This window comes from Candidatus Pantoea bituminis, from assembly GCF_018842675.1.
In the GTDB taxonomy this organism is placed as follows: domain Bacteria; phylum Pseudomonadota; class Gammaproteobacteria; order Enterobacterales; family Enterobacteriaceae; genus Pantoea; species Pantoea phytostimulans.
This window is the reverse complement of sequence record NZ_JAGTWO010000004.1, coordinates 1,414,554-1,427,978: the sequence shown is the minus strand read 5'-3', so window position 1 is coordinate 1,427,978 and position 13,425 is coordinate 1,414,554. Positions and strand designations below refer to the sequence as shown.

Here is a 13,425-nt window from a genome sequence, read left to right as displayed (position 1 = left end):
GGCTGTCCCCCATCCCGGCCTTCCCCGCTGGCGGGGAAGGAGACGCTGCCGCATGCGGGTGTTGAGCGGGCATAAAGCAGCATCTTCCTCCCCCATTAATGGGGAGGACCGAGGTGGGGGACAGCCAGCACCCTCTAAAGGCAGCGCGCACCCGCCAGTGAAAGCACCCTTCCGTTATTCCGCCTTCAAAATCTCTTCGTGCTCATCCAACCAACCTTGCCTTAACTCCGGCACGGCGCGTTTCAGGCGCTCGAAATAGAGCTCGCTGGTTGGCTTGTCATAATCATTACGCGACAGCTGCGTCACGATGCGGCCGCTTTTCATCACCACAATCTCATCACATACCGCGCGTACTGCGTGCATATCGTGGCTGATAAACAGTACCGACAAGCCCAGCTCGCGGCGCAGCTCGCTGATCAAATCCAGCACGGCAGCAGCGACCACGGTATCCAGCGCTGAGGTCACTTCATCACACAGAATCAAATCGGGTTCTGCAGCCAGCGCACGCGCCAGGTTAACGCGTTGCTTTTGACCGCCCGACAGCGCCCAAGGGCGACGCCACAACACGCTGCGCGGCAGCTTCACCAGATCCAGCAGTTGATATAAACGCTGTTGGCGCGCCGCACCGCTCAAGCCATGAAACAGCGTCAGCGGGCGCGAAAGAATACGTTCAACACTGTGCGACGGGTTCAACGCGGTATCCGCCATCTGGAACACATACTGAATGCGGCGCAGCTCGTTATCGGGACGCTTATGCATATCGCCCGAAATATAGTGCCCGTTAAACAGAATGTGGCCGTGACTCGGCGCGTTTAGCCCGGCAATTGCGTGGGCCAGCGTGGTTTTCCCGGAGCCCGATTCGCCGATGATGCCAATCGCCTGGCCTTTCCATAGCTTGAGATTGATCTCTTCAAGAATGCGGGTTTTCGGATAACCATCGCTACCCCGCGGGCCGTAACCCGCCGACAGATCGCGCACTTCCATCAGTGGCTGGATATCGGCTTCTACCGGACACCAGTTGCTTGGGCGCTCTTTCTGCTGAGCAGCATCCATCAACAGGCGGGTGTATTCCGCCTGCGGTGCGCCAATCAGCTGTGCGGTGCTGCCATATTCGGCAATTTGTCCACGCAGCAGCACCAGAATGCGATCCGCCATTTGCGCGACCACCGCCAAATCGTGGCTGACATAAATTGCCGTCACGCCACGCTGTGCCACTACGCGGCGAAACGCTTTCAGTACTTCAACTTGCGTAGTGACGTCTAATGCGGTGGTGGGTTCATCAAGGATCACCACGTCAGGATCGCCAATCAGCGCCATTGCCGTCATTAAACGTTGCAGCTGTCCGCCAGAAACCTGATGCGGAAAACGGTCGCCGATGGTTTCAGGGTTCGGCAACGCCAGCTCGCGAAACAGCCCAATCGCTTTGGCTTTGGCGTCTTTGCGCGTCATGGTGCCGTGAATCACCACGGGCTCAATCACCTGATCAAGAATCTTCATGCCGGGATTGAACGAGGCCGCCGCACTTTGCGCAATGTAAGAGACTTTGTTGCCGCGAAACGCGCGCAGCTGCGCGGGCGTCAGGCTGTTCACATCGGTCCCGGCCACGTGAATATTGCCCTCGGCGATACGGCAACCGCTGCGAGCGTAGCCCATTAACGCCATTGCGATGGTGGTTTTACCCGAGCCAGACTCGCCAATCAGCGCCAGCACTTCGCCCTTTTGCACCGTGAAGCGAATGTCTGAAACCAGATCGATCTCTTCACCCCTGTCGGTCTGCGCCGTCACGCGCAGTTTATCGACTGAAATCACCGGCATTGCCGTATGTGGCATCACGTTCATGCTCCCTCCTTCGCGAATGTCATGGGGCGCATCGCTTGTAAGCTGTCGATGAACAGGTTGGCACCAATGGTCAGGCTGGCAATCGCTAACGCAGGCATTAACACCGCAGGAGAACCATCAAACAGGCCCTGAATATTTTCGCGTACCAAGGTGCCCCAGTCGGCGTACGGTGGTTGCACACCAAGGCCGAGGAAGCTCAAACCACTCAGCAGCAATACGATGTAGACAAAGCGCAAACCAAAGTCGGTCAACATCGGATGCAGCATATTGGGCAGAATGTCGTGGATCGCGACATACCAGCGGCTTTCGCCACGCAGCCGTGAAGCACGTACGTAATCCATGCTGCGCAAGCTGCTGGCCATGGCAAACGCGATGCGGAATGCGCCCGGCCAGTACGTGAATACCGCTGTAAGGATCAGCATCGGCAGCGAGGAACCAAACACGGCGACGATCATCAGCGACAGTACTTTGCCCGGCAGCACCAGCAGTGCATCGTTGACGCGACCCAGCACCTCTTCCAGCCAGCGTCCCGCCATCGCGGCCAGCAGCGCCAGCAACGTGCCGATCACGCTCGCCAGCAATGCGGCGCTCAGCGCCAGGCCGATGGAGAATTTTGCGCCATACAAAATGCGGCTCAACATGTCACGGCCCAAATAATCGGTGCCCAACACGTTATCAGCGGTTACGCCGCCCATTAACGGGCCGCCACCGATATCATCAATGTTGTGCGGTGCCAGTTGATTACCGAATACCGCCATCAGCAGCCAAAACAGGGACATCAACAAACCCAGTCGGCCTGAAATCGACAACGACTGAAAGAAACGCCAGGGAAGCAGCAGCGTATTCATTAGCTTCTCCATTTCGGATTAAAGGCGATGGTGAGAATGTCTGCCGCCAGCAGCAGCACCAGATACGAGGCGGCGAACAACATCACGCAGAGTTGCACCACCGGCAGATCGCGGTTGCTGACCGCATCCACCAGTTGGCTGGCGAGACCGGGATAGCTAAAAATGGTCTCGATGATAATGACGCCACCAAACAGGTAGGAGAGACTCAGCGATATGGCGTTGGCAATTGGGCCAACTGCATTGGGCAGCGCATGACGCAGCACTGCACGCAGCGGTGAGACGCCTTTCAACAGCGCCATTTCCAGATAGGGGCTGTCGAGCTGGTTGATAATGGCGGCTCGCGTCATGCGGGCCATCTGCGCCACCAGCACGCAGCACAGCGTGAGCACCGGCAGCGCGTAGGATTTCAGATAACTGATTAAATCCATATCCGGGCTGCCAAACGACATCGCAGAGACCCAATGCAGTTTCACCGCAAAGATCAGCACCGCCACGGTCGCGACTAAAAACTCGGGCACCGCAACCGTTGCCATGGTGCCAATCACCAGAGCACGGTCCAGCCTTGAACCCCGATTCATTGCCGCCACAATGCCGATAATCAACGCCAGCGGCACGCAGATCAGCGTGGTGATCCCCGCCAGTTCAAAGGTGGCGGGAATGCGCTGCGCCACTAATTGTGAAACCGGCAGATGGCTGGCAAATGAGGTGCCAAAATCGCCCTGCATCATGCCACCCAACCAACTGAAATAACGCATCAGCAGCGGCTGATCCAAGCCCAACTGCTGACGCAACGCCGCCACCGTTTCCGTGGTAGCGTTTTGCCCAAGGATCATCTGCGCCGCATCACCCGGCAGCATACTGGTGATAAAAACACCACCGCCGAGACGATCAGTAAGGTCAGGATGCCCGCGCCAACACGCCGGGCAATCAGGAACATCATGTATCGGTTCATCGGCGTACTCCTTTTCACGGTAGCGGATAACAGGTTAAGCGGAGAGCCAGGCGAATTCGTGGAAGCGATAGCCCATCATCATGCCCGACGGCCAGGCTTCTACACCTTTCACTTTCTTGCTGTAACCATCAGTGGAGCTGATAAACGTTGGGATGATGGTGCCGCAGTGGTCATAAATCAGTTTCTGCATATCGCCATACATCTGTTTGCGTTTGGCCTGATCGCGCTCGCCGCGTGCAGTCACCACCAGCTGATCGAACTGATCATTCTTCCAGCCCGATTCATTGTTGGGCGCACTCGACATGTAGAACTGCGAAAACAGCATATCCAGCGTGGGCCGTGGGTTGATGGAACCGTAGCCCACCGGATCTTTGGTCCAATGGGTTGACCAGTAACCGTCGTAAGGCACGCGGCGCACTTTGAAATTGATGCCGGTGTTACGCGATATCTGCTGAATCAGCTGACCGCCTTCGTTCGAGCCTTCGATATTTGGCGTGGTGATAATCTCAACCGTCGCGCCGGTCATGCCCGCTTTCTGGATATGGAATTTGGCTTTTTCTGGGTCAAGTGGACGCGGTTTGAGATCGGCGTTGTAGAGCGGATGCCAAGGCGGAACCGGCGTATCGTTACTGACATCGCCATAACCTTGCAGCACGGTTTTCACCAGCATTTCGCGGGGTTGCAGATACTTCATCGCCAACACGAAATCTTCGTTGCTGCCTGGCTTCACATCCGTGCGCACAATCAGGTTGGTGTACATGCCGGATTTACTCTCCAGCACGCCAAAATCGCTGGTGGCTTTGATGCGTTTACAATCGGCGGCACTTAACGTTGAAACGATGTGCAAATCGCCCGACATCATGCCGTTGACGCGTGCGGCCTGATCGGTCACGCCCAGCAGTTCAACTTCATCCAGATGCGGCAAGCCGGGTTTGAAATAATTGGGGTTGCGCGTTCCCACCGAACGGGTGCCCGGCGAGAACTCTTTACAGACATACGGGCCAGTACCGATGCCTTTGGTAAAATCTTTGGTGCCATCCTGAACGATCAGGAACGGCGGCGTAGCCAGCATGTAGGGCACGTCGAAGTTGGCGCTGCTTAACACCAGTTGCACTTCATTATCATTGACTGCCGTGAAGGTTTTGAACTGATCGGCCAGCTTAAAGGCATTTGATGCGACGGCGGGATCTTTGTGGCGGCTCAACGAATAAATAACATCTTTGGCGGTGAGCGGCTTGCCGTCGTGGAAAGTGACGCCTTTGCGCAGTTTGATCTGCCAGGTAATGCCATCCGTTGATTCAATCGATTCTGCCAGCGCCGGTTTGGCGGCAAGGTTTTTATCCAGCTCAGTCAGGCCGTTATAGAACATATATTGACGCGTGTAGTCACCGCTGTTGTTGCTTTTTGCTGGGTCCAGCGTGTCGGTGGCGGAGGCGTTTGACATCGCCGCGCGCAACTTGCCGCCCTTCACAGGGTTCTCAGCAGCAAAGCCCACTTGTGGAAAACCCATCAGACCACTGCTCATTGCGGCGCCTGCCGACAACAACTTCATTAAACTGCGGCGGGACAGTGATCCTTCCGTGATCATCCGCGTCAGTGCCGGATTTACTGCGCCAGAATCTTTATCAAATTTACCCATCTGTAGACCCTCAATAAGCATTCAATAAGCGTTCAATAATCGATCCCCTCACGGTTCCTGGTTACAGGAAGGCGGCAATCAGGCACATCCCAATACGCTTACTGAAATAAGTGATTCGGATGAGCACATGCAGCCAACGCCCCTGCAGCCTGAAACAGGACGGGAAATCAGGAGAGCCGGTCCTTGGCCTTGTAATACAGCCCGGCGAGCGGCAAAACCATGGCTTGCCGTGATAACCAGGCAAGGCAGGCCACGTCTCGCGTTGCCAGGGATTCTGATTGGTTTTTTCAGCCAGCAAGTCGGCCATTACGCGCCCCATCCACACTGACATCTGCGTGCCGTGACCGCTGTAACCGAGTGAATAAAACAGGCCATCCTGTTCACCGGCGCGTGGCAGGCGATCGGCGGTCATGTCCACCATGCCGCCCCAGCAATACGCCACGCGAGCCTTGCTCAACGGCGGAAACAGCGTGGCGAACGCATTACGCAGGATCTCTCCACTGCGTGAATCGGAGGTAGGGTTACTGACAGCAAAGCGTGCCCGGCCACCAAACACCAAGCGACGGTCGGCGGTGGTGCGGAAATAGTTACCGAGGTTCATTGAGGTGACATACGTGCGATCCTGCGGCAAGACCTGACGCAGCAGTTCGTCGCCTAATACTTCCGTTACCACGATGAAACTGCCCACCGGCACGATGCGGCGCTGGAACCAGGGAAATGGCCCTTCCGTTGAGCAGCCGGTTGCCATCAACACTTTGTCGGCAACGATTTCACCCTGAGCGGTTTGCACGCGATGGCGATAGCCGTCGAGGCGCTCCAGCCCGGTCACTGCATGATGCGGATAAATTTTTGCGCCGTGGCGTGCAGCCGCATTCGCCAACCCCACACCAAACTTGCCCATGTGCATCTGTCCGCCGCGCTTTTGCAACAAGCCGCCGTGGAAATCGTTGCTGCCCACTTCGCGATGAATCTCCTCTTTGCCGAGCAGTTCAATCTCTGGATCAACGGTGCGGCGCATCAATTCCCAGGCTTCGCGTAGACCGGCGAAATGGGACGCTTTACTCGCCAGTTTGATTTTGCCGCACAAGCGAAAATCGCAATCGATCTGTTCTTCATGCGTGAGCTGCTCGACATAGCTCACCGCTTCGTCGTAAGCACGATAGAAGCGGCTGGCCTGTTCTACGCCCTGGCTCGCCACCAGCGAAGCGAAATTCTGCGCTACGCCAGTATTACAGTGCCCACCGTTACGCCCTGAGGCTTGGCTCATTACCTCGCCGCTTTCCAGCACCACCACGCTGACGCCGCTGCGTGCCAGATTGAGCGCCGCCGAGATGCCGGTAAACCCGCCGCCGATTACCACGACATCAGCCTGTGAAGGCAGTGATTCTTTGGCCGCGCCGGTAAAAGCGGGGCGGTGGCTTGCCAGAACGATTCGAGTTTCATTACGTGGTCCTTAGAGTCCGACGACGCCAGGCAGGCCGCCAATGTCTTTGATTTCGGTGTAGCCGTAAGCCGGATTGGCGGGCTCATGCCCACGGTCCACCCAGACTTTGTTGGTAATGCCGAGATCGTGCGCGGTCATCAGGTCATATCGCAGGCTGGAAGAGACGTGCAAAATTTCGTCTGGTCGGCAATCGAGCTTCTCCAGCATGTATTCGAAGCCTTTCATCTGTGGCTTGTAAGCGCCCACTTCTTCTGCGGTGATGGTCATGTGAATTGGCGCACCGAGACGCGGAACATGATGCGGAATCAGGTCATTCATGGAGTTGGTCAGCAGCACCAGCGGGAACTCTTTTGCCACTTTAGCCAGCCCGGCGGGCACATCTGGATGCGGGCCCCAGGTGGCGCAATCGGTATAGATGAAGTCGCTGTCAGCTTTATCCCAGCGCACGCCCCATTTTTTGCAGGTGCGCTGCAGAGCGTTGCTCACTACGTCGTAATAAGGCTTCCACGCGCCTAGCACTTCATCCATGCGATAACGGGCGAAATCGGTGGTAAATGCGCTCATCGCTTCTGGCGCTACGCGCTCAGAGAAACAGCGTTCTGCGGCACCGGCCATATCAAAGAAGATCAGCGTGCCGTAACAGTCAAAAGTGATGTATTTAGGTTTAAACAGTGCCATGAAACAACCTCGTCATTGTCAGATGTTCAGTTTAAAAATCGATGAGTACGCTTTTCTGGCGTTGGCAGGCCTGAAACGCCTGACGGCCTAAATCTTTGCCGATGCCCGATCCGATAAACCCGCCGGTTGGAATAATGAAGTCGCCAGAACGGCCGTAGCGATTGATCCACACGGTGCCCGCTTCAATGGCGCGCATCGCACGCAGCGCGCGCGGTAAACTCATGGTGTGAACCCCAGCGCACAGACCATAAATCTCATGCGCTGCCAGTGCTAAACCTTGCTCTTCGTCGTCAAAGGTTTGCACCGTCAACACCGGGCCAAAAATTTCCTGCTGCACGGCGGGATTATCCTGCGCCACGCCGCTAAGCAAGGTGGGCTGCCAAAACCAGCCGCCGTCTGTGTTAGCAAAACGTTCACCGCCCACCAACACTTCTGCGCCCTGCGCTTTTGCTGCCTCGATAACCGAACAGACTTTGTTGCCTTGGCGTTCGTCGATCAGTGGCGCATAGCGGCTTTGATCGTTCCAGGTTACGCCAGGCTGAACTTCGCGGCACAGCGCGGCTAAACGTTCAACCAGCGGATCGGCAATGCCTCGCTGTACAATCAAGCGGGTGCCCGCGACGCAGGCTTGTCCGCCGTTAGCGGTGAAGCCCCGAAGAATACGTTGCGCCAGCTGATCAATATCGCCCGCATCATCAAACACCAGCTGCGGGCTTTTACCGCCCAACTCCAGCGTGACCGGCTTCATGCCAAACTGCGCAGCATCACTCATGATGCGGGCGCCGGTTAACGTTGAACCGGTGAACGAAACTTTGCGCACCAGCGGATGTTTTACCAAGGCACTGCCAGTCACCGCGCCGCTGCCCTGCACAATGTTCAGCACGCCAGCGGGTAATCCTGCTTGCACTGCCAGCTCAGCCATGCGCACGGTTGAAAATGGCGTCAGTTCTGAAGGCTTCAGCACCACAGCATTTCCTGCTGCCAGCGCCGGGCCGCATTTCCATGACGCCATCGACAATGGGAAATTCCATGGCGTAATGGCACCAATCACGCCATAAGGTTCAGGGATCAGCATGCCGAGGCTGCTTTCACGGGTAGGAAACAGGTCACCGCTGTATTTGTCTGCACATTCGGCGTAGAAACGAATGGCTTCTGCAGTGAACGGAATTTCGTGCTGCACCACATCACTGATTGGACGGGTTGAACCCAGCGATTCAAGTTGCGCTAATAAGCTGTCTTGCTCGATGAGATCGGCCCAGCGACGTAATACGCGACCACGTTCACGCGGTGAACAGCTCGACCAGCCGCTGGTTTTCAGTGCCTGGTGCGCACTATTCACTGCGCGATCAACATCATCCGGCTGGGCTTCATTGATCGTGGCAAAGACTTTGCCATCGGAAGGCCGCTTGACCGCAAACGGCGCGCCTTGTGTCTGAGCATGTTGGCCATCAATATAATGACCAACAGGAAGAGAGACTTTTTCAGGGTCGAAACTTAACATGGAAGAATCCTTATTTGTTACACCCATCACTCGCTGATTAATTAGCTTTTCATCGCGACTTATATTCAGTGTTAATAAGCTAATGCAGAAAGTATGCCAGCCACGAAAAAAATAAAAATGCGTTTAAAACAGCGCAAAAAAATTTTCTGCCGTATTACAGCAGCAAAATTTGCGGAATTGCCGAACATTTAAACAGATGATTTACTTCACAAAATATTTGCATCGCTTTGGTGCGCCATGCACGAAACTTGCACTAAAAGGGAGAGGACGCGTAAAACTGGATGCAGCTCACAACATAAAAATGCCCATATTATTAATTGCAGGCGCTTTTTAATTAGTTACTTGCTAATACTAATTTTTAAATTATGTGAATACCTTCACGTATTCCCTAAATAATTCAGGTCGAAGAAAGGTGTGTAACCAACGCACCGGCTGTTTTAATTAGGAAATTAACGCTGTGTATCCCCTAAATAATTCAGTTCGAAGACAGGCAGGCAACCATTGCACCGGCAGTTTTAAGTATAAGAATAACGCTACATCCTCTACATAACTGAGGTCGAAGATAGGCATGCAACCAACGCACCGGCAGTTTTAATTAGGAAATTAACGCTGTGTATCCCCTAAATAATTCAGTTCGAAGACAGGCATGCAACCATTGCACCGGCAGCTTTAAGTATAAGAATAACGCTACATCCTCTACATAACTGAGGTCGAAGATAGGCATGCAACCAACGCACCGGCAGTTTTAATTAGAAAATTAACGCTGTGTATCCCCTAAATAATTCAGGTTGCAGGAAGGCGGCAAGCGCGTAAGTCCCCGGGAGCATACATAAGTATGTGACCGGGGCGAACGCGTGCAGCCAACGCACCTGCAGCCTGAAGTATGAAGGGGATATCAGAGGCTACCGATATGGAAGGTCTTCTGTTCCAGATACTCATCTATTCCGTAGCGTGAACCTTCGCGGCCTATTCCTGATAATTTCACCCCGCCAAAGGGCGCAACCTCTAATGAAATAGCACCGGTGTTGAATCCGACCATACCAAATTCCAGTGACTCGGCGACACGCCAGGCGCGACGAATATTTTCCGTGAAGAAATAGGCGCCAAGGCCATATGGCGTATCGTTCGCCATGGCAATCGCCTGTTCTTCATCATCAAAAATAAACAGCGGTGCCACTGGGCCGAAGGTTTCTTCATGAGCTATACGCATTTTGTTCGTGACATCACCTAATACCGTCGGCTGGACATAGGTTCCGTTGCCCTTGCTGATTCCGCCTGTGAGCAATGTCGCGCCCTGACTGAGGGCATCGTCGATATGGCTGTTAACTTTTTCAACCGCACGCTCGTTGATCAGCGGCCCGATGGTGCTGCCTGGCGTGAAACCGTCGCCCACTTTTAAGGTTGCTACCGCTTCCAACAGACGCGCTGAGAAATGTTCATAGATGCCACGTTGCACCAGGATGCGGTTAGCACAGACGCAGGTTTGCCCCGCATTGCGGAATTTACTCACCATGACGCCTGCTACGGCGATGTCGATATCGGCGTCATCAAACACAATCAATGGCGCATTACCGCCTAATTCCAGGCTAAGGCGTTTGATGCTGTCGGCGCTTTGCTGCATCAATAACTGACCCACGCGGGTGGAACCGGTAAAGGAGATTTTGCGTACAGTGCGACTTTCGGTTAACGCCGCACCAATCTCGGTGGGCAAACCAGTGACAACTTGCAATACGCCGGAGGGAAAGCCTGCGCGCTCTGCCAGAACCGCCAAGGCCAGCGCAGAAAGCGGTGTCAGCTCTGAAGGTTTCACAATAATTGGGCAGCCCGCCGCCAGAGCCGGAGCGACTTTGCGGGTGATCATGGCGATAGGGAAATTCCACGGCGTGATGGCGGCTGCCACCCCAACCGGCTGTTTCAATACCAGAATGCGGCGATCGTCGCTGGGAGAAGGAATCGTATCGCCATAAATGCGGCGCGCCTCTTCGGCAAACCATTTCACGAAGCTGGCACCATACAGTACTTCGCCTTTGGCTTCCGCCAGCGGTTTGCCCTGCTCAGCGGTCATGATGATTGCCAGGTCATCCGCGTTATCAACAATCAGCTGATGCCATTTTTCCAGCAGCGCTGCGCGAGCAGCATTGGGCGTTTTTCCCAGCTGATGCGTACTGCATCGGCATGGGCAATAGCTTGTTCGGTTTCTTCCCGGCCTAACGCCGGTATGGTGGCAATGGTTTCACCGGTGGCTGGATCAATGACCGGCAGCGTTTCGCCCTGATGTGCGTCTTGCCAGCGTCCGCCAAACAGCGCCTGCTGGCGCAGCAGATCGCCATCTTTAAGTTGTATCCGCGACATAACATCCCCTCGTGATGGTTTTATTTCACTTTATCGCGTCGCGTCAGCGCAGGATGTTTTTCTACGGGATGAGAAAGGAAGTTCAGGGAGTTTTCACTGCGGAAAAAAATTTTATGCCGTGGAACGCGCCCAGCCTTGCCGGGCGCTTTTGCTTAAATTTGGAAATCGAGTACCGGTTCTTCATCGCTGGTGTAAGAGAGCGCTTGACGCTTGATCTCTTCCAGCGACAGATTGGCATTACACAACTCCAGGAACTGCCAGACGTAATTGCGCTGGAGCTGGCCGCGCTTCAGACCGAGCCACACGGTGCTGGCTTCAAACAGATGCGTTGCATCCAGACGTACCAGATCTTCACCCTCATCCAGCTCACAGGCTTGATCAGCGAGAATACCGACGCCAAGACCGAGTTTTACATAGGTTTTTACTACGTCGGAGTCCTGCGCACTCAGCACGATATCAGGCCGTAAGCCCGCGCCCTGGAATGCGCGGTCAACCCGCGAACGGCCTGTTATGCCCTGACGATAGGTGATCAGTGGATACTGGCTGAGTTTACTGAGTGAAACCGGCTGCTGCTGCACCAGTTCGTGTTCTTTCGGCACCAACAAGGCGTGATGCCAGCTGAACCATGGAAAGGCGGCCAGGCTAGAATTATTCACCAGCTGTTCACTGGCGATACCGATATCCGCTTCGCCTGCCAGCAACATGGTGACGATCTCCTGCGGCGAACCTTGGTTTAACTCCAGGCGCACGTTGGGATAGAGCTGACGGAACGCCTTGATCACACGCGGCAGGCTGTAACGCGCCTGAGTATGGGTAGTGGCGATGGTGAGAATACCGCTGGTTTCGTTGGTAAAGACATCGGCGAGACGCCGCACTTTGCCCGCCTCATCAAGAATGCGTTCGGCAATGGTGAGCAGCGCTTTGCCCGGCTCAGTCATCCCCAACAGACGCTTACCGCGACGGATGAAAATTTCTACACCGAGCTCATCTTCCAGATCGCGTATATGGCGACTCACTCCCGACTGGGAAGTAAACAGCGTATTCGCAACTTCCGTTAAGTTAAACTCACAGCGGGCCGCTTCACGAATGATTTTAAGTTGCTGGAAATTCACGATATTTACCTCCCTTTACGAAACCTGTTCTTCAGATGGTAAGAACTATTATTGATAACAACAAATAATAAAAAAGATTCTTATATGACTTTAGGGAATAAGTGGAGGGGTTGGGGTGCGAACCGGGCGCGATGGTTTAAAGGTTCGGGGCGCGAACCGGCGCCTGAGTTCAAAGCGCCGAACCGGGCGACTGGGTTGGGGGCGCGAACCGGGCACGGAGGCTTTTTCGTTCGCCCGCCAGCCGGCAGTTTCATTTCCTCTCTGCGGGCGACCGACAAGGGTTGCTGAGCGGCAACCCTTGACCCGCGCTTCCGGCCAGCCCCCTCGCCGCTTCGCGGTTCCCTCGTTTTTTCACGATTTCTGACGGACCGGACGGATTCGCCATCCCTGGCTCACCCCGTCCTCTTCGCGGCATCCCTGCCGCTCGTCCTGAAATCCCTCATTCTCTCGGCGAGTGAAATGGCCTCTGGCAAACCCCGCGGCAACAGCGGCACCTTTTCTTTTATGTTTTGCACTGCTGTGAATCTCATAAACCCATTCCGCGTTCTCGCGTCTTCGATGACTGAATTTCATTTCTGACGGACCGGACGGATTCGCCATCCTGGCTCACCCCGTCCTCATCGCGGCATCCCTGCCGCTCGCCCTGAAATCCCTCATTCTCTCGGCGAGTGAAATGGCCTCTGGCAAACCCCGCGGCAACAGCGGCACCTTTTCTTTTATGTTTTGCACTGCTGTGAATCTCATAAACCCATTCCGCGTTCTCGCGTCTTCGATGACTGAATTTCTGCCGTCCTGCTTTGGGCTTTAAATTTATGAACTGAGTTTTGAGTTTTGAGATTTGAGATTTGAGATTTGAGATTTGAGATTTGAGTTTATTTTTGGCGCATCGGAGTTTCAGACGAAGATTTATGTAAGAAAGAAAAAGGAAGTGGCAGGCGGTGGTGTGCCGGAGGCATACGGTGCGCTGAGGAAAGAACGGAGGCCAGGGCGAGCGGCAGGGATGCCGCGAAGAGGCTGGGTCGAGCCAGGACGGCGAGTCCAGCCGGTCCGTCAGGCCGGG

General features: G+C 54.9%; 6 protein-coding genes and 3 pseudogenes. All 9 read right to left on the bottom strand.

Annotation, left to right across the window (positions count from 1 at the left end; all coding sequences use genetic code 11):
• Positions 1-174: 174 nt before the first annotated feature.
• The 9 genes and pseudogenes from KQP84_RS10430 to cbl all read right to left on the bottom strand — a co-directional run bounded on the left by KQP84_RS10430 (position 175) and on the right by cbl (position 12,365).
• Positions 175-1,839, bottom strand: a complete 1,665-nt coding sequence (locus tag KQP84_RS10430) for an ABC transporter ATP-binding protein (protein ID WP_215846456.1) — start codon at positions 1,837-1,839, stop codon at positions 175-177.
• The gene (locus KQP84_RS10425; protein ID WP_215846454.1) at positions 1,836-2,687 is read right to left on the bottom strand and encodes an ABC transporter permease; all 852 of its coding nucleotides are present in this window, start codon (positions 2,685-2,687) and stop codon (positions 1,836-1,838) included. The genes KQP84_RS10430 and KQP84_RS10425 overlap by 4 nt, the downstream gene beginning before the upstream one ends.
• Positions 2,687-3,639 (bottom strand): annotated as a pseudogene (locus KQP84_RS10420) (ABC transporter permease). The gene KQP84_RS10425 and the pseudogene KQP84_RS10420 overlap by 1 nt, the downstream one beginning before the upstream one ends.
• Before the next feature lie 34 nt (positions 3,640-3,673).
• Positions 3,674-5,278: an ABC transporter substrate-binding protein gene (locus KQP84_RS10415; protein WP_215846453.1), complete on the bottom strand. Its 1,605-nt coding sequence runs from the start codon at positions 5,276-5,278 to the stop codon at positions 3,674-3,676.
• Between the two features lie 167 nt (positions 5,279-5,445).
• A pseudogene (locus tag KQP84_RS10410) lies at positions 5,446-6,721 on the bottom strand (NAD(P)/FAD-dependent oxidoreductase).
• Between the two features lie 10 nt (positions 6,722-6,731).
• Positions 6,732-7,400: a haloacid dehalogenase type II gene (locus tag KQP84_RS10405; protein ID WP_215846451.1), complete on the bottom strand. Its 669-nt coding sequence runs from the start codon at positions 7,398-7,400 to the stop codon at positions 6,732-6,734.
• 31 nt (positions 7,401-7,431) lie between these two features.
• Complete coding sequence (locus tag KQP84_RS10400) at positions 7,432-8,901, bottom strand: aldehyde dehydrogenase family protein (protein WP_215846449.1); 1,470 nt, start codon at positions 8,899-8,901, stop codon at positions 7,432-7,434.
• 895 nt (positions 8,902-9,796) lie between these two features.
• Positions 9,797-11,253, bottom strand: a pseudogene (locus KQP84_RS10395) (NAD-dependent succinate-semialdehyde dehydrogenase).
• Positions 11,254-11,405: 152 nt separating this feature from the next.
• Positions 11,406-12,365: an HTH-type transcriptional regulator Cbl gene (gene cbl, locus KQP84_RS10390; protein WP_215846447.1), complete on the bottom strand. Its 960-nt coding sequence runs from the start codon at positions 12,363-12,365 to the stop codon at positions 11,406-11,408.
• Positions 12,366-13,425 lie beyond the last annotated feature (1,060 nt).

Bases quoted from the DNA above. Each gene is read 5' to 3' on its own strand.
- KQP84_RS10430 (WP_215846456.1), bottom strand. From the start codon at position 1,839: ATGAACGTGATGCCACATACGGCAATGCCGGTGATTTCAGTCGATAAA.
- KQP84_RS10425 (WP_215846454.1), bottom strand. From the start codon at position 2,687: ATGAATACGCTGCTGCTTCCCTGGCGTTTCTTTCAGTCGTTGTCGATT.
- KQP84_RS10415 (WP_215846453.1), bottom strand. From the start codon at position 5,278: ATGGGTAAATTTGATAAAGATTCTGGCGCAGTAAATCCGGCACTGACG.
- KQP84_RS10405 (WP_215846451.1), bottom strand. From the start codon at position 7,400: ATGGCACTGTTTAAACCTAAATACATCACTTTTGACTGTTACGGCACG.
- KQP84_RS10400 (WP_215846449.1), bottom strand. From the start codon at position 8,901: ATGTTAAGTTTCGACCCTGAAAAAGTCTCTCTTCCTGTTGGTCATTAT.